The organism is Terriglobales bacterium (assembly GCA_035561515.1).
Classification (GTDB): domain Bacteria; phylum Acidobacteriota; class Terriglobia; order Terriglobales; family Acidobacteriaceae; genus DATMXP01.
This window is the reverse complement of the sequence record DATMXP010000018.1, coordinates 41,165-58,442: the sequence shown is the minus strand read 5'-3', so window position 1 is coordinate 58,442 and position 17,278 is coordinate 41,165. Positions and strand designations below refer to the sequence as shown.

At 57.1% G+C, this 17,278-nt stretch carries 15 protein-coding genes; 6 read left to right on the top strand and 9 right to left on the bottom strand.

All coding sequences use genetic code 11. The features are described 5' to 3' along the window. Window positions 1–23 precede the first annotated feature (23 nt). Window positions 24–251, bottom strand: a complete 228-nt coding sequence (locus tag VN577_07010; GenBank protein ID HWR14560.1) for a hypothetical protein — start codon at window positions 249–251, stop codon at window positions 24–26. Here VN577_07010 and VN577_07005 point away from each other — a divergent pair. From VN577_07005 to VN577_06995, 3 genes are read left to right on the top strand one after another with little or no spacing between them, the layout of a single operon-like run. Then, the gene (locus VN577_07005; protein HWR14559.1) at window positions 250–1,071 is read left to right on the top strand and encodes a chlorite dismutase family protein; all 822 of its coding nucleotides are present in this window, start codon (window positions 250–252) and stop codon (window positions 1,069–1,071) included. The two genes, VN577_07010 and VN577_07005, sit on opposite strands and share 2 nt — an antisense overlap. Beyond that, window positions 1,071–1,925 (top strand): endonuclease III, encoded by an 855-nt coding sequence (gene nth / locus VN577_07000; protein ID HWR14558.1) that lies wholly within the window; start codon window positions 1,071–1,073, stop codon window positions 1,923–1,925. The genes VN577_07005 and nth overlap by 1 nt, the downstream gene beginning before the upstream one ends. A 37-nt stretch (window positions 1,926–1,962) precedes the next feature. Beyond that, a complete protein-coding gene (locus VN577_06995; protein HWR14557.1) occupies window positions 1,963–3,933 on the top strand; it encodes a S9 family peptidase in 1,971 nt (656 codons plus the stop codon). Between the two features lie 99 nt (window positions 3,934–4,032). Here the strand turns inward: VN577_06995 and VN577_06990 are convergent, their stop codons facing one another. The 6 genes from VN577_06990 to ccsA form a co-directional block, all read right to left on the bottom strand. After that, complete coding sequence (locus VN577_06990) at window positions 4,033–5,385, bottom strand: amino acid permease (GenBank protein HWR14556.1); 1,353 nt, start codon at window positions 5,383–5,385, stop codon at window positions 4,033–4,035. 67 nt (window positions 5,386–5,452) lie between these two features. Continuing rightward, entirely contained in the window at window positions 5,453–6,322 is an 870-nt protein-coding gene (locus VN577_06985; protein ID HWR14555.1) for an energy transducer TonB, read from the bottom strand. A gap of 498 nt (window positions 6,323–6,820) precedes the next feature. Then, entirely contained in the window at window positions 6,821–7,591 is a 771-nt protein-coding gene (locus VN577_06980) for a uroporphyrinogen-III synthase (GenBank protein HWR14554.1), read from the bottom strand. A gap of 86 nt (window positions 7,592–7,677) precedes the next feature. After that, complete coding sequence (gene hemC / locus VN577_06975) at window positions 7,678–8,613, bottom strand: hydroxymethylbilane synthase (GenBank protein HWR14553.1); 936 nt, start codon at window positions 8,611–8,613, stop codon at window positions 7,678–7,680. Continuing rightward, window positions 8,613–9,911: a glutamyl-tRNA reductase gene (hemA, locus tag VN577_06970; protein HWR14552.1), complete on the bottom strand. Its 1,299-nt coding sequence runs from the start codon at window positions 9,909–9,911 to the stop codon at window positions 8,613–8,615. Before hemA ends, hemC begins: the two co-directional genes overlap by 1 nt. Beyond that, window positions 9,908–10,729 (bottom strand): cytochrome c biogenesis protein CcsA, encoded by an 822-nt coding sequence (gene ccsA / locus VN577_06965; protein ID HWR14551.1) that lies wholly within the window; start codon window positions 10,727–10,729, stop codon window positions 9,908–9,910. Before ccsA ends, hemA begins: the two co-directional genes overlap by 4 nt. 243 nt (window positions 10,730–10,972) lie before the next feature. Here ccsA and VN577_06960 point away from each other — a divergent pair, with 243 nt between their 5' ends. Beyond that, window positions 10,973–13,066, top strand: coding sequence for a beta-N-acetylhexosaminidase (locus VN577_06960; GenBank protein ID HWR14550.1), 2,094 nt, complete (start codon window positions 10,973–10,975; stop codon window positions 13,064–13,066). Window positions 13,067–13,120: 54 nt separating this feature from the next. Here VN577_06960 and VN577_06955 read toward each other — a convergent pair whose 3' ends face one another. Continuing rightward, a complete protein-coding gene (locus VN577_06955) occupies window positions 13,121–13,756 on the bottom strand; it encodes a hypothetical protein (GenBank protein HWR14549.1) in 636 nt (211 codons plus the stop codon). Window positions 13,757–13,828: 72 nt separating this feature from the next. Further along, window positions 13,829–15,463, bottom strand: a complete 1,635-nt coding sequence (locus VN577_06950) for a hypothetical protein (GenBank protein HWR14548.1) — start codon at window positions 15,461–15,463, stop codon at window positions 13,829–13,831. A gap of 273 nt (window positions 15,464–15,736) precedes the next feature. Here VN577_06950 and VN577_06945 point away from each other — a divergent pair, with 273 nt between their 5' ends. Both VN577_06945 and lpxD read left to right on the top strand, forming a co-directional pair. Next, on the top strand, window positions 15,737–16,222 hold the full coding sequence (locus tag VN577_06945) for a hypothetical protein (GenBank protein ID HWR14547.1): 486 nt from the start codon (window positions 15,737–15,739) through the stop codon (window positions 16,220–16,222). A 27-nt stretch (window positions 16,223–16,249) separates the two neighbouring features. Then, window positions 16,250–17,272 (top strand): UDP-3-O-(3-hydroxymyristoyl)glucosamine N-acyltransferase, encoded by a 1,023-nt coding sequence (gene lpxD / locus VN577_06940; GenBank protein HWR14546.1) that lies wholly within the window; start codon window positions 16,250–16,252, stop codon window positions 17,270–17,272. The last annotated feature ends 6 nt before the right edge of the window (window positions 17,273–17,278 follow it).

Genomic DNA, 17,278 nt, shown 5'->3' with positions numbered 1-17,278 from the left:
TCGCAGACGACTGCCGGTGCTCCCTAAAATTCTTCCGAATCCTGCGTGAAGGTATAACCGGATAAAGTGACGCCCTCGTTGGTGCGCTGCACTTTCACCCGTGTCGTATCGCCGCTGGCTGCCGTGGAATCGGCGCGGCGCAGAATGGCATACTGCGTGAATACTTCGTTGTACACCTTGGTGACAAGGTAGTTCTGGGAGTCGGCATCGTGACGCCAGACTTGCCCGAGCTGAATTGACTTCACTGCCATGTCTAAGAGCAGGTTAAACGGCATCGTACATGAGGTCAATGCATACCGGATGGCGTACCGCGCCGGTAACTCCGGTCTGCTAAAATCCCGATTTCGGGCAACTCAAATGGCCGATCACGACAAGACTTCTCCAGCTCGCCGCCAATTCGTCAACTTCTCGTTCTTCAAGATCCAGCCGGAATGGCGGCGCCTCTCCATGGACGCGCGTCGTGACCACAAGGAAGAAGTCGCTCGCGTCCTGCAGCGCTGGTGCAACGAGGACATGGGCATTCTCACCTATTCCACCTCCGGCTTCCGCGCCGACTGCGATTTCATGCTCTGGCGCATTTGTTATTCGCTCGATTGCCTGAATGCCGCGCACACCGATCTCATACGCACCCAGCTCGGCGGATACCTGGAAGTGACCCACTCCTTTCTCGGAACCACCAAGCGTTCCCAGTACTTGATCGGGCAGGAACACGAAAATGACCTCTCCCTTCGCGGATACATCAAGCCAGGCGGCAAGCGCTATCTCATCGTCTTCCCCTTCGCCAAGACGCGCGAATGGTACAGACGCCCGTTTGAAGATCGCCAGCGCATCGTACACGAGCAGATCTCAGCCGCCGGCGAATTCAGGTCGGTTCGCATGAATACCATCTACTCTTTCGGACTCGACGATCACGAATTTGTCATCGCTCTAGAAACGGATCGTCCGGAAGATGTAGTCGATATGACCATGCGCCTGCGCGAGGTTGAAAACTCCGTATTCATCCTGCACGACTCGCCACGGCTCACCGCGCTCAAGGTCACGCCGGAAGAAATGCTCGAGAGGCTTGGCTAATGCCCAAAGGCATGATCACCCGCCAGCCGGCGAAATCCGGCCGCCATGAAGGCGCAAAGAAGAACGTGGCGCAGACATTCGTCTCTGCGCAGAAAGCCAAGCCTGCCAGGCAGCCAAAGGACTCTGCCCTTCCCGGTGCGGCGAAGAAGTCGGCCAAAGCAGCCCGCGCTCCGAAGGGCTTCAACCCGGTTGCTCCTGAACGCGTGCAGGAGATCCTGAAGCGCCTCGACGACCGCTACGGCAAAGTCACCTGCGCGCTCACTCATTCGAACGCATGGGAATTGCTGGTCGCCACCATCCTGTCAGCGCAGTGCACCGACGCGCGTGTCAACATGGTGACACCGGTGCTCTTCAAGAAATATCCGACACCGCAAGCCTTTGCCGCGCTTGAGCCCGAGCAGCTTGAGCCCGACATCAAGTCCACCGGATTCTTTCGCAACAAGTCCAAATCCATCGTCGGTGCGGCGCGGAAAATCGTGAACGACTTCGGGGGCAAGGTCCCGCAAACGATGGCGGAACTGCTCACCGTCCCTGGCGCGGCTCGCAAAACCGCCAATGTCGTGCTCGGCTCCTGGTTCGGCATAGCGGAAGGCGTCGTCGTTGACACGCACGTCCACCGGATCTCCCGCCGGCTTGAACTCACCGCCGCCGACGATCCACCGAAAATCGAACAGGACCTCATGAAGGTCATCCCAAAAGACCACTGGATCCTGTTTTCGCACCAGGTCATTCATCACGGGCGGTCCCTCTGCGTCGCGCGTAATCCCAAGTGCGTGGAGTGTCCACTCGAAACCGTCTGCCACGCCGAAGACAAAACCTGGAGCACCGTCGAGCAACACAAAGGCGCCAAGTAATCGCCGAACAGCGCGGGATTCGGTACACTTTCTGCCGATGCTCCGCAAAGGCCTTTTCGTCGTCGTACTGCTCAGTTCCCTTTCCTTCGCACAAACGCTCACGCCGCCTCAGGCCGAGACCAATCCTGAAAACGTAATCGCGAAGATGCGGCCAGACCTGGCCAACTATTCTCTCGAACGATTCTTCCTTTCACGGCAAATCGGCGCCAGTTCGTGGGCGCCGGACGGGAAGAAAGTCGTGGTGGTCTCGAACCTGAGCGGACGCGAAAATCTCTGGACCGTCGACTCCAGTGGTGGGTGGCCACAGCAACTCACCATCGGCGACCAGCGTCAGTCGAAACCCGCGTGGTCTCCGGATGGGGTCTGGATCGCCTATCAGTCCGATTACGGCGGCAACGAGCAGTGGGACCTTTTCATGGTGTCGCCGAAGAACGGCGAGGTTGCGCAACTCACGCGCACTCCTCACATTGCCGAGAGTTCACCCGTTTGGTCGCCGGACGGCCACCGACTTGCGTTCCTCATTAAGCCGAAGACCTCACCCACCAACGAACTCGCGCTGCTCGACGTTCTCACGCGCAAGGTCCGTAACCTCACTACCGGCACGCCGAAGGAACTGTCCAACTCCCATCCGATCTGGTCTCCGGACGGCAAGTGGATCGCCTACACGCAAGCGAACGCCGCCGGTGATGATTCCAACGTCTTCCTGCTCGAAGTCGCGACGGCCAAATCGACGAACCTCACCCCGCATGAAGGCGCGAAGCTCTTCGAAGCGACATCGTTTTCACCTGACGGCAAGCACCTCCTCATCACCTCCGACGCGCAGAACGGGTTCGCCAACGTTGCCCTGCTGGAAATCGCAACGAAGAAGCCCGATTGGATTACGCACGAAAAGTGGGAAGTCTTTAGCGGTGACTTTTCGCCCGACGGCAGGTTCATCACCTGGACCGCGAACACCGACGGGGTCATCGATATCTACCGTTATGAGATCGCCACGAAGAAAGCCGAAAAGCTTCCCCTCGCGGCCGGTGTGAGTCGCCTCGCAGGATCGACGACAGCCTTCAGCAAAGATGGCACCCGCCTCCTCTATCGTCACGAAGGCTACAACGCACCCAACGACATCTGGACCTACAGCTTTTCAACCCGGCAATCGAAGCAACTCACCAACTCCATGTCGGGCTCCCTCGATCCTAACGACATGGTGCGGCCCTACCTTGTTCACTACCCTAGTCGTGATGGCAAGTTCACCATCTCCGCCTGGGTCTATATGCCGTACAACATCGGGCGTAATAACACCTATCCCGCCATTCTCTGGATCCATGGCGGCCCGAACAGCCAAACCCTCAACGGCTTCAATCCGTTCATGCAATACATCCTGAACCAGGGTTACATTGTCGTTGCGCCGAATTATCGCGGTTCCACTGGCTATGGCAAGCAGTTCGAACGCGCCAATATCCTCGACATGGGCGGCGGAGATCTTCAGGACAATCTCGCTGCGATGGATTTCATTCAGAAGACCGGTTACGCGGATCCCAAAAAGATGATCGTCATGGGGCGTAGTTTTGGCGGTTATCTCACCATGATGGCCGTAACCAAGGCGCCGGAAATGTGGGCTGCCGGAGTTGCCATCGTCCCCTTCGTGAACTGGTTCACCGAGTTCGAGCACGAAGACCCCGCCATCCAGCAGTCCGACTTGGTCGCGATGGGCGATCCTGTGAAGAACAAGGCGCTATGGGAAGATCGTTCGCCCATTAACTTTGTAGATCGCATCAAGGCCCCGCTGCTTCTCATTGCAGGCGAAAACGATCCGCGCTGTCCGCCTTCAGAAGCGCAGCAGGTTGCCGATGCCATCAAGAAACGCGGCGGAACGGTGCAGTTGAAAATCTACGAAGATGAAGGTCACTCGTTCGGCAAGTGGGAAAACGTCATCGACCATTACAAGCGAGTGAGCGATTTCCTGAAGGTGCAGGTGCCGTCACCCGGATGCCAGACTGTGTGCGAGATTCAATAGCGAGCCACAGACATGTGAGATGTGGCCACAGGCATTTGGATTAAGAAGTGTGGCACAGACATTCTTGTCTGTGCTCGCCGCATTGCGGCGATTAGAAACCTAATCCGCCGCCACTTCTTGTACCGCCGTCCGCGCGTTGATCGCCTTGAATACGTAGTACGCCGGCACTCCCAGCAACACCAGTCCCGTGCCGATCAACGAACCCTTCGGATTCGTGATGTACGTGTTCACGAAAAGTCCGAAGTACGCGACGACGAACAAGGCCGGCAGCCAGGGGTATCCCCACGCCACGAATGGACGCACGCGATTAGGCTGAGTCCGGCGTAGCTTCATCATTCCGATCACCGCCAGAGAGAAAAACAGTCCCGACGTAAACACCACGCTTTCGATCAGCTCCGCGAAGCTTCCCACCGAGGCGAGCACCATCGCCCACGCTCCGAGCGCCGAGATGGCCAGGATCGGTGTCTTCGTATTCGGATTGCAGCGTGCCAATGCCGGGACCAGCATGCCATCGGCGGCCATCGCAAACGGAATCCGCGTACTCGACATGATGATGCCGTTGGCCGACCCAATCACCGACGTCATGATCAGCAACGCCAGCAACGACGCAGCTTTCGGGCCCAGCACTGTTCCCAGTGCCAACGCCGCCACGCGCTTCGCGTCTGAGACCTCCGCTCCGGTCAACACGGCGTAATAGGCCAGGTTCGCCAGGACATAGGCGGCCGTCACAATCAATACGCCGATCACCAATGCTTTTCCGAGGTCGCGTTGCGGATTGCGGAATTCACCCGTATTGAACAACACGTTGTGCCATCCAAAATACGCCCACATCGCAGCCAGCAGCGCCACGCCGAACAGGCTGATGTTCGTTGACGCACCTTCCGGCCCGGCCATATTCGACCGGAGCAAGGGTAGGTTCGCGTTCGTCAGCAGTACCACGCACATTCCAGCCAGTCCGCCGAATTTGCAGATGGCAAATACGTTCTGTACTTGCTTGCCGAACTTCACCCCGAGGATGTTCACGACCGTCAGGACCAGGATCATCAGCACGCTGCTGAGCTTTTGCTCGAAAACAGACAGCGAAAGAAGCTGTCCCAGGTAGATGCTGAATGCCGCGGATAGCGCCGCAACACCTCCGCTCTCGATCGCGACGAACGACGCCCATCCGTACACGAAAGCGACCGGAAGACCGAAGGTCTCCCTCAGGTACACATACACGCCGCCCGCCGACGGGAACATGGCTCCCAGTTCACCGAGCGCCAGTCCGCCTGTGAAGGCGAGCACCGCACCTGCCACCCACACCAGCAGTACCAGGGAAAGCTGTGGCACCTGCTGTGCGATGACGGCCGGCACAATAAAAATGCCGGAACCGATGATCGTCCCGGCCACTAGCGCGATGCCGTCGCGCAAACCGATCTCGCGGGCAAGCCCCTGGTTGCTGTCTGAAGTCACGTCTACCCCCACATCGAGTGTGGGGATTATATGCCTGTTCCGTAGAAGCAACGATCCTTTGTCGCCTTTATTGCCAGTGGACGGAGACAGCTATCTGGGCCTCAGTGACATCGCAGCTTTCGCGTTCATTGAAAGTTGTGGTGGAAATCCAATTCAAGGCAGCTCGATCGATTTCAATAAACCCGGAACTTTGCTTGAGCTGCGCATTTACGACTCTTCCGGAACTAAGAATATTGAATTCGATGAGCGGCAATCGTCCCGAACTCTTTTCCCCAGGACGAAAGTTGACCCTTGTTGGAAATGAGCCCTTCTTCACGATCTTAGGTCGGCAATGCGCAACATCGTTGGTAGTCGCGGCTATTTGGTGTTCCAAGTCCAAGGATTCCGTAGAGGCCTGTGGAGTTATGGAAAATGCAAAGGTGCGAGCTTTGGTTACGCCTTCAGGGATGACGACGGAACCGGCTGCGGGTGCGAAATACTCTCTCGGAAACATGCTGTACTCCGCCAAGCCTCTATACCAACCCGCGGGAAGGACATACCCCGGATGACCTTCGAGTTCGCTACATGCAATATTTATCTCGCGCACAACTGATGCACCTGGTTTAAGAACCGTGAACGAATCAATCCCATATGACTGGCTCCGAATGATTGAATCGCCGCACCAGCGCGGTGGGATCTTCTTTGTGCCGCGGGTTAGGTTGATGACGACGAATTCCGGCCAAAGATAATTGCTGACGAACAAGGAACGTTCACCAACATTTCGGAGCTCTATTCTCAACATTACTGGCTCCCCAACCAAAAAAACCTGCTTTACTGGTCGCACAATCAGACTCAATTCGCGGTTGGTTAATTTGTCTGCAGTATCGGTGTGACTGGTTCCGCATGGTTTTGGTGGCGAGTCTTGTCCCGGTAACAAAGCGCCGAGCAGTAAGAACATCAAGAACCGGAGTTGCATACTCTCATAGACACCGGGGCGAAGTGGAGCAGGAGACTAATCGGCACAAAAAGGTGAAATCTGTTCCCCTTTTCCCAATTTGAAAAACGCCTTGTCAAGGGGGTGTTTCCAACATTTTTGCTGCAAAGTATTGATTTAACGCCAAATACAAATTTCGAAATGTTGGCATTACGACCCCTCCGTTTTCGCTATTCTTGAATTAGGGAGATAAAAGCCAAAGGCGATCGCGGGTGCGGTCGCCCTTAATATTTTGTGCGCCAAAAAGATCAAGGAATGTTTAGTAAATGGTAAATACAAAATTGCGTAAGCACGTTTGTATGCAGGACTTTGAATCCTAAGTCCTTTAGATTCATTGGTGGACCCGGAAGTCCATATGTAAGTAGCTGATTCTATGGATGGAAAAAGTGAAGGGGGGAGGGGGTAGGTATTGAAATGGGTTTTTCCGGCCGTACCCGCCGGTATTGCGCACCAGGTTACTCCCTAGTGCGCCTTGGCCATCGCTTCCACGAGCCCGGGAATCGTGTACTCTTTCGCCTCAATGTCCACCCGAAGCCCCAGTTCGCGCAGGGTGCCCGAGGTCACCGGCCCAATCGATGCCAGCTTCACTCCGTCCAGGAGATTGGAATGGGCATTCTCTTCTCCGACGAGTTCAACGAAATTTTTGACCGTCGAGGAACTGGTGAACGTGATCGCCCACGGTTTGTGCGTCGACTTCAACGCTTCCATGATCGCTGTCCGCGACGTTTCCGGCACGATCGTCTCGTATGCTTCCATCACGTGCACCTTGGCACCAAGGTCGCGAAGCGCGTTCGGGATCACGTCGCGAGCTACCTTCGCCCGGACCAGCAGGACGCGTTCGCCCTTCACCTGCCCGCGCATCTCTTCCACCACAGCTTCGGCGACGTATTCCTTCGGCATGATGTCGACAGGAATACCGTGCTTCTCGATTGCCTTCCGCGTCGCCGGTCCGATGGCGACGATCTTCAAATGCAGCAAGTCGGCCTCAGACTTGCCCTGCTTCTCCAGTCGCGAAAACAGCGCGCTGACGCCGTTCACGCTGGTCAGGATCAGCCAGTCGTAGGCGAGCAGGTTCTCGATCGCCTTATCCAATGCTTCATACGACTGCGCCGGATGAATCTCAATGAACGGGATCTCCAGGACTTCAGCACCCTTCTCCTGCAAAAGGTTCGAGAGGGATCCCGCCTGTTCTTTCGCACGACTCACGATGACACGCTTGCCTTGTAAGCTCATAAGCTTTCTATGAAAACGAAAGCGGAGGGTATCAGCCCTCCGCTCCATTTAAGGATAAACAACGAAACTGGAAAATGCACGAAAAACTACGGCTGCGCTGGAGCCACTGCCGTTTCGCCATAGACCTCTTTCAGGATGTCGCGACCGCCGCGCTCGAGAAGCGACTTGCCGAGTTCCTCGCCGAGCCTGACGGGATCGCCGCCGAAACGGGTATCTCGCAGCACGAGTGTGCCATCCGGACGCGCAACCACGCCCATCAGCTTGATGTCGTCGCCGGTGACTTCGGCATGAGCGCCGATCGGGACTTGGCACCCGCCGCCGAGTTCGTTGAGCAACGCCCGTTCGGCCATGACGGCCAATCGCGTTGGACGGTCGTTCAGGAATTCAAGGTGCTTCAGGGTTTCAGCATCGCCCTTGCGGATTTCGATTCCGAGCGCGCCCTGTCCTGCTGCCGGACACATCACGTCCGCGGGAATAACTTCGCGGATCCAGCGCGTAAGGCCGAGGCGATTTAGTCCGGCTGAGGCGAGGATAATCGCGTCATACTGGCCCTCTTCCATCTTGCGAATGCGGGTATCGACGTTGCCGCGCAGCGGATGGATTTCGAGGTCCGGACGCATGGCCTTCAGTTGCGCCTGGCGACGAAGGCTGCTGGTTCCAACGCGTGCCTTCTGCGGCAGCTCGTTAATGCTGGTGAAGTGGCGGCTCAAGAACGCGTCGCGCGGGTTCTCGCGAACGGTGATGGCCGCCACCTCGAACTCGGGAGCCAATTCGGTCGGCAGGTCCTTCAGGCTGTGGACGGCGAGATCGACGCGGCCTTCGAGCAGCGCCTCCTCGATTTCCTTGGTGAACATGCCCTTGGTGCCGACCTTGGCGAGCGCGACGTCGAGGATCTTATCTCCGGTGGTCTTGATGATTTCGATTTCGACTTCGTGACCACGTTCACGCAACAGCGATGAAATGTGGTTCGCCTGCCACAAGGCGAGTTGTGAACCGCGGGAACCAATTCTCAGGCGGGCCATCAGTTTTCGTCTCCGTTCCCGCCTGCGCTCTTCGCTTGCGGTTTTTCCGGCAGGTTGAAAACCCTGCGGATCAAATCTACTACCGTCGCTGCTTCGGGCCCCTTGGCGGCTGTCTTCAGCGTCACGATCGGCGTGTGCATGATCTTGTTGATCATCGCCTTGGTCATGGCGTCGATCGCGGCTTCCTGTTGCGGCGTAACGTCACCGAAGCGCGCGCGATGCCGGTCGATCTCGGCCTGGCGAATGTTCTCCAGGTACTCCTGAAGCGACAGAATGGTCGGAACTACATCGTGCGCCTGAAGCTTCTCGTGGAAGCGATCGACCTCGAACGCAACGATCTCCTCCGCGCGGACAGCTTCCTTCTTGCGGTCGGAGATGTGCGACGAAACAACCTGCTGAAGGTCGTCGATGTCGTAGACGAACACGCCGTCAACGTCGTTCATCGCCGGATCAACGTCACGCGGAACGGCGATGTCGATGAAGAACATTGGGCGGTTCCGCCGCTTGGCCATGAACTGCTCGCCATGCTCCTTGCGGAAGATGGCATGCGGCGCGCCGGTCGAGGTGATGACGATATCGGCCTTGTCGGCGGTTGCGTAGAGTTCCTCGAAGTGAATGGCCTTACCTTCGAACTTGGCGGCCAGCTTCACGGCGCGGTCGTAGGTACGATTGGCGACGAAGATAGTGCCAGCGCCGTTGGCAATCAGGTGACGCGCGGCGAGTTCGCACATTTTTCCGGCGCCAACGAGGTAGACGCTCTTTCCGTCGAGCTTGCCGAAGATCTTCTGGGCCAGTTCGACTGCTACCGAAGCAACAGAGACCGCGGACGTGGCGATAGCGGTTTCGTTCCGAACCTTTTTGGCAACGGCGAACGAACGGGTAAGCAGCGCGTCCAGTTCAGAATGGACAGAGCCTACAGCTCGTGCGACGGCGTATGCTTCCTTCACCTGCCCGAGGATCTGGGGCTCCCCGACAACCATCGAATCGAGACTGGCGGTGACGCGGAACAGATGCTTGATCGCATCTTTTTCGCGGAACTCGTAGGTGTACTTCTCGAGTTCCGCGCGATCCATATTGAAAAACTGGCTCAGGAAACCGCGGACGTCGCAGGAGCCGTTTTGCAATCCGGCGAGAACTTCCACCCGGTTGCAGGTGGAAACGATAAGGCCTTCGCTGATTCCGGGATACTTCACGAGTGATTGCAGCGCTTCGGGCAGACTCTTCTCGGGCACGGCGAAGCGCTCCCGAACTTCCACGGGGGCCGACCGATGATTCAATCCGATGAGCTGCAAGTTCATGGCGCGACAAACCTATGTACCGAACTGAAGAAGTTGGCCGCCCATGCCCCGATTGCTGTAAGGAAAGCAAACGTCGCGAGGTAAGCGGCACGGCGTCCCCGCCATCCGCTGTTCCAGCGCGTGTACAGCAGCACCATGTATACGGCCCACATCAACAGCGAAAGCACAACCTTGGGATCGGTGAACCACTGCGGTCCGAACTGAGACTGCGCGATGACAGCACCGCAGATCAGGCCGAAGGTCATGAATGGAAAACCAAGCATCAGCGACTTGTAGCCGATGTCATCGATGACCTGCAGCGCCGGCAACCTTCCCATCAGGTTGCTGGGCTGCTTCGACTTCAGGGTTTTTTCCTGGACGATGTAAAGCAAGCTGGCTGCGAAGCTCAGGAACAGAGCCGCGTAGCCGGTAAAGATCGTGGCGATATGCGCGAACAGCCAACCGCTGCGCATCACCTCGGAGGTGAAGACCACCGGTTGCTGGCCCATGGCGGCGGCGAAGGTCATCAGGAATGCAAGTGGGAAGACGAAGATCCCCGGCGCGATCGTCTTGTACTTGGCATAGACGATCATGAAGACCGTAAGGATCAGGAAGGCGAGCAAAGATTCGGAGTCGTAGACGGACATCCGCGTCAGGCTCAGGTGCCCGGTGATCATCGCGGTTTCGGCCAGCGAGACTACGTGGAAAACCATCCCGACGCCTACGATCGGGATTACGTATTTCTGTAGCCAGGTACAGGGCCGGCTGACCGCAGAAAGGGCGTACAGCAGCCCTACCGAGTAGAACAGAAACGATATTCGAAGCCAAAATAGCGGCATAAGTGATTTCCCACCTGTCCTCTCAACACTCCGCATGTGCCACTCAGGATGGGAAACTTAATTATAAAGACGTATTCAGGTTGCCTGAGGGATAGGGCGCGTCTCAGTGGACGTTATCACTTCCGCCTGTGATGTTCATCACAAATCCCGGCTATCCGGGCCTGTCGCGAGCGTTTACAAATTTGACACGGCATTTTCATCTCGCTAGTCTCGCATCGCCTACGGGCAATAAGAAAAAAAGAGATGACTCATTTGAAATCGTTGCGTACAAGCCTGCTGTGTGCGTTCGTCCTGCTTGGCACCTTTGCGGTTGCGCAGGACGAGCTAAAGCTCATCCCCTATCCACGCCAGGTGGACAAAGCTAAGGGCCAGTTTGTTGTATCGGGCACGACGAGCATCATCTTGAGCCCGAAACACGCCAAAAGCGACAAGATTGCGGCCGAAATGCTGGCTGAAGAAATCGAGTCGGTTACCGGCAAAAAGCCGCGCGTTGTCACTGCGGCTGTGGCCCCGGCCAACTCGATTCGGCTGACACGACTCAGCGATCCAAAGCTCGGCGACAAGGAATTCCATGCTGATACGGACGAAGCGTATCTGATCACAGTAACGTCCGGGCGCATCACCGTGGCCGGGAAAGGTGACTCCGGCACCTTCTACGGAGTTCAGACTCTGCGGCAACTACTGATGCCCGAGGGCAAAAAACTGGCCGTACCGGCGGTCACCGTCAAAGACTGGCCGACGATGCAGTGGCGAGGCGTGCATTACGACATCAGCCGTGGGCCGATCCCGACGATGGCGTACATGAAGAAGGTGATCCGCACGCTCTCGGAATACAAGATCAACCTGTTCTCCCTGTATATGGAGCACGTGTTCGACTTCCCGGAGCAGCCGATAATCGCACCTAAAGGCGCGGGTATTACGCCGGCGATGGTGAAGGAACTCGTGGAGTATGCGGGGCAGTACCACGTGACGATATTGCCGGAGCAACAGGCCTTCGGCCACCTGCACCATGCGCTGAAATGGGAGCTCTACACGGACATGGCGGAGCGTCCGCACGGACACGTGCTAACGCCCACGAATCCGAAGTCCTATGACTTCATCAAGAGCATGTACGCGCAACTGGTGCCGCTTTTCCCCGGACCACTGTTCCACATCGGTGCTGATGAGACGTTCGAACTAGGGCTCGGACAGACGAAAGCACGTACGGAAGAAGTCGGACTTGGGCGCGTGTACCTGGAACACCTTCAGAAGGTCGCCGAGATGATGAAGCCCTATAACAAGCGGCTCATGTTCTGGGGCGACATCGCGATGCACTATCCCGAACTGCTGAAGATCCTTCCGAAGGACGTGATCGCGGTGGCGTGGAAGTACGACGCGCGGCCAAACTTTGACGAAGAACTGAAGCCGTACAAGGATGCGGGGCTTGACCTGTTCGTCGCACCGGGTGCCAACAACTGGAACCTGATCTTTCCGGACCTCGACGAAGCGTACGTGAACATCCGCAATTTCGTTCGCGACGGCCAGAAGTACGGCGCGATGGGAATGCTGAACACCACGTGGATGGACGACGGTGAAGCGCTGTTCGGCATGACGTGGTCTCCGCTGGTGCTGGGTGCGGCCTGTTCATGGCAGCAGGGCGAGTGCTCACTCGACCAGTTTGCCAACTCGTATGACTGGGCGTTTTACCGCAACGCGCAGGACCACAGCTTCCACAATGCGCTGAAGAAGTTGACGGAGACGCACAACCTGCTTAAAAAGGCGGGCATTCGCAACGCGCACGACACTGCTTACTGGATGGATCCTTTCGGACAGGCCTGGGCCGATTATTCGTCAAAGGCACTGCCCGTGGTGCGCGACGTCCGTCTTTCAGCGGAAGAAGCGCTCGATCTGCTGTACAAGAATCGCGACAAGGCTCGCATCCACAATGACACCATCGACCCGCTGCTGCTGGGAGGGTATCGTCTCGACGCACTGGGCTTGAAGGTACAGATGATGCAGGAGATCGGCGATTACTACGCGACTGCCTATGCGAATTCAACAGCCGGCAAGCGCGTTGGCCGTGAACTCAACGAGATCAACGGGATGAACGCCCGCCTGCAATCGTTGCGCGACTCGGTAACGTACGTGAAAGACATGTATTCAGCGCAATGGCTGCGGGAGAACCATCCGTACTGGCTCGGGAACGTGACGGTGCGGTATGACGTTCTGACGCAATCCATCCAGAAGAAAATTAATGAACTGAACGAACGCGGCCGGGCGAACCTGCCAGCACCGGAGGAGATCGGGTTCCGGCAGATAAAGCCCGCAGCACCACCGCAAGCGAGTCAACCTAAATAGCCGACCGGCGAGGCGCAGCCCCCGTGCTGCGCCTCATTATTTCCGATATATCCTTCACAGAACCTTCGCTAACTCATTCAGAACGCCGTTTCCGTATTCCTCATCTTTGAGGGAGAATTCGGCTTTGCCTCCGCCCTTCTCGAAGTTGAAAAAGACTTCGCTCTCGTCGTCGCCGGCGCCAAGGAAAATCTTCGCGCCAACCCATTTTCCCTGATTGGTATCGGCTAATCCGCCGTTACGATCGCGCGTCAAGTTCTCGCCCAACGAGACGAACTCGAATGGCAGTTCCCTTACGCGAATCTTGTGCGACGGCATTGTGGTCGCCATGAGCGCCTGCTTCAGATCGTCCAAGAGCGCTGCATTCTGCGAGGTTGGATCAGCAACGAAGCTACCGCGACCGGACTTGATCTTGAAATCCCCGCGACCGGGAACCTGGTCAGCGTTGGAATTGGACACTTTCATGTCGATGATGAACTTGGCGGTTTGACCGTTCTTCGTGTACGTGGCGCGATAACGCCAATGATCGTCGGTTTGTTTGCCTTCGGGGGTAATGTCGAGTTCGACTGAGGTGGGCTCCTCGCTGACAGTAGCTTCGGAGGTGGCTGGAGCGGGAACGTCGGCATTCTTCCTGGAGCAAGACAGGAGCGACACAGAGAAAACGAGCGCGGTGACGATGACACAGATTCGCAATCGGACCCTCGATTCGCAGTCGAAATAAAACCGGGCCTCACGGCCCGGCTGAAGTCCTACCCTATTTGCCTGCTAGCGTTTTGCCTTCTTTTTAGTAGAAGCTTTCTTGGCCGGCTTCGGAGCAGGCTTCTTCGCTGCTTTGGGCTTGGGTGCGGGTTTGGCCGCTTTCTTCGGCGCGGGCTTCGCAGGTGCTTTTGCGGTCGCCTTGGCCGTTTCCTTCGCAGGCTTGGCTTCTGCCTTGACTTCCTTTTTCTCGGCGGATTTGCTCTTCTTACCCTTCTCGGGAGCAGCCTCGGCCTTCGGCGCGGCTGCGGTGGTAACTGACTCCGCAGCAGCTCCTTTTTTGCCAGCATGCGCACCCGCACCAGCAGCTGCGGCTTCCGCTTTCGCTGCACGTCCCCGTTTCGGAGCCGGGGGCGGAGGCGGGGGCGGAGGAGCAAGCGGCTTGAAGTGCTTCATGATTTCCGAGTGCGTACGCAGCTTCCCGTCGAGCATCATGAGAAAAGCATCGTCCACAATCTTGCGGTAACTCGGCATGGACGGAGTGATCTGGAGCTCCACCATTTCGGGAAGCGGGAACTTCTGCTGGAACTGACGCCACTTTCCGAAGTAGTTCTTGATCTTTTCGGAGACGTTTTGCTGCTTGACGGTGGCAGCCAGAAAAAGGAGATCTTCCGGCTTCGCCGAAGCGAGCAGTTTCCAGGTCATCGACGCAGTTGCAGCTTCCTTCCCGCTCAGGCGTTTTGCGAGTTCCTTGGCATCGTCTTCGAGGCTCTTCCAGTTCTCGACGAGACTGCGGATCGGGAAGCGCTTCTGGATGTCGTGAATGTCCTTGTCGGCCAGTTTACTGGTGAGGAAATACATCACGGCCGGAGCTGCATCGACTTCGACTCCAATTTCCCAGAGTTGCTGTTTGACCCGTAGGAGCTGTTGCAATCCGTTCTGGTCAACTTTGGCGGAAGTCCAATGAGGATTCAGGACTTCGAGCCAGCCCTCTCTTTCGAGGGCTTTCATGACGTTGAGCGGATCGTCGGAGAGAGCGATCTGAGCGATCTCCATGCCCCGGGTGCGATCCTGCAAGTACTCGATGTAGTTGTTTTCTTTCGCGGAATCGTAACGGGCCCTGGTGCGCTCTTCGAGTTGCCACTCGTGCCAACGCGCCGCAAAGCGTGTGGCGCGAATGAGCCGAGACGGGTCTTCCAAGAAAGCATAATTGTGAAGGACCCGGATGAGTTTGCCCTCCACATCGGCAGCACCATTGGTTGGATCGAGGAACAGCCCCCGTGAGCCGGGATTCAAGGACAACGCCATGGCATTGACGGTAAAGTCGCGACGTCGGAGGTCCTCGCTGATTCCAGCAGGCGTAACCACCGGAGGCTTGCCGGTCTTGTCGAAGCGCTCGGTGTGGGCCATATCGATCTCGCCCCGGACATTTCCGGGGAAAAGAACGCGCAGGAGACGGTAATCCTCGTCCCAGTGCTCCATACGGACGCCGTGTTTCTCGAGGTCTTTCTGTAACTTGTGAGGATTCCCCTCAACGGTGAAGTCGAGGTCTCGGATGGGAAACCCGGTGAGCAGGTCACGGACGGTACCGCCCGTGACGTAAATGTTCATCTCATGAGCCCGGGCGACATCCTGAACCAGGTTTACGGCTTTCATCTGGTCCGGCGACAGCCGGGTTTCCAAGGTGTATATGTAGTCGGCCACTTCCCTCCTGACACCTGATCCAGCGGGTGAATAGTCGGCGTAAGTTGCTGAAACGATGCAGCTTAGCGCCACCGCTGGCAGTACCGCGGAGTGCTGCCCGGGGTCCCCGGTGGGCCTGTGGAAATCTTCCTAAGCATCACGAAAGAATAGACTTACAGGTACCGCAATCCGGCAGCAAACAGCAAAAAATACCACATCGTTCACATTTTGGCTACCTCTCCGCACTCTTTCCTGTGCGCTGCGGTAAAAAGTGGGAAAATCGCAAGTGGAATCATGTCATCAACCCACAAGAAGGTCACAGTCCGAAAACTCGACCGGGACTCGGTGAACGGCTTTGTTTCCAGCCAGTTCTTGAACGACGGCAAGCTCGAGATATTGAACACGGCGGGCACCCTGATGGCGCTGGAGCTCAAAGACGTGAAATGCGTCTATTTCGTGCGCGATTTCGGGGACGCGGAAGAGCTTAACCGGAAGACCTTTACGACCCGTCCGCGAACGGAGGGATTGTGGGTGCGATTGCGGTTCAAGGACAACGACGTGATGGAAGGCATGATGCCGAACGACCTGACCCAAGTGATGCCCGACGGGTACATGATCAACCCTCCCGATACGCGTTCGAATACGCAGCGAATCTTCGTACCGCGAACTGCCCTGACGGCCTTCACTGTGCTGGCGGTGATCGGTGGACCGGCATCGCGTCGCCGGAAAGCGGCGGAGAAACCGGTGGATACGCGGCAGGTCCCAATGTTCACGGAATAGGGCGTCCGCTCAATTACAATCTCCGCTGTGAAACTCTCTGAGATTGCACAAAAACTTGGCGCTGAACTACGCGGTGTGGACTGCGAAATCGCGGGAGTCGCGGGTATCGAAGAAGCGGAAGCGGGACACCTGACATTTGTCGCAAACGTTAAGTATGCGTCGGCGGCGAAGACGACGAAGGCTTCGGCGGTAATTGTAACGACCGATTTTCCGGAGATTGCCGCTGCGACGCTGCGCATCAAGGATCCGTACCTGGCGTTCGCACGGGCGATCACGCTCTTCTACCGACCTCCGGCGCATGCTCCGGGAGTGCATCGGACGGCGGTGATCAGCGAATCGGCGAAGCTCGGAAAAAATGTGCACATTGGCCCTTATGTAGTGGTTGGAGATGACGTCGAGATCGGCGACAACGCGGTACTCCTACCCCACGTGGTGATCTATCCGGGAGTGAAGATAGGAAAGAACTTCTTTGCGCATGCGCATTCAATGGTCCGCGAATACTGCCGCCTGGGCGACAACGTGGTGCTGCAAAATGGTGCGGTGGTGGGCTCAGACGGATTTGGTTTCGCCCGAAACGAGAAGGGCGACTGGGAGAAGATCGTGCAGTCAGGTCCGGCGGTGCTGGAAGACGACGTGGAGGTTCAGGCAAATGCCTGCGTCGATCGGGCCAGCATTGGCGAGACACGCATTGGGCGCGACACGAAGATTGACAACCTGGTGCAGGTCGGTCATGGATGCGAAGTGGGCCAGCACACGATGCTTTGCGCGCAGGTAGGACTGGCGGGATCGACGGTAGTGAAGAACAACGTGATACTCGCGGGACAGGTGGGCGTCGCGGGGCACTGTACGATTGGAGATAACGTGGTTGTGACGGCGCAATCTGGAGTGCCGTCGGATATCGAAGCCGGTAAGATTATGAGTGGGTATCCGTCGATTGAATCCCGCCAGTGGGCAAAAAGCGTGGCAGTTTTCAACAAGCTTCCGGAATTAAACAAGACGATTCGGGAACTCGAACGGCGGGTTGGGAGCATCGAAGAAAAGAGCCGGTAGTGATTC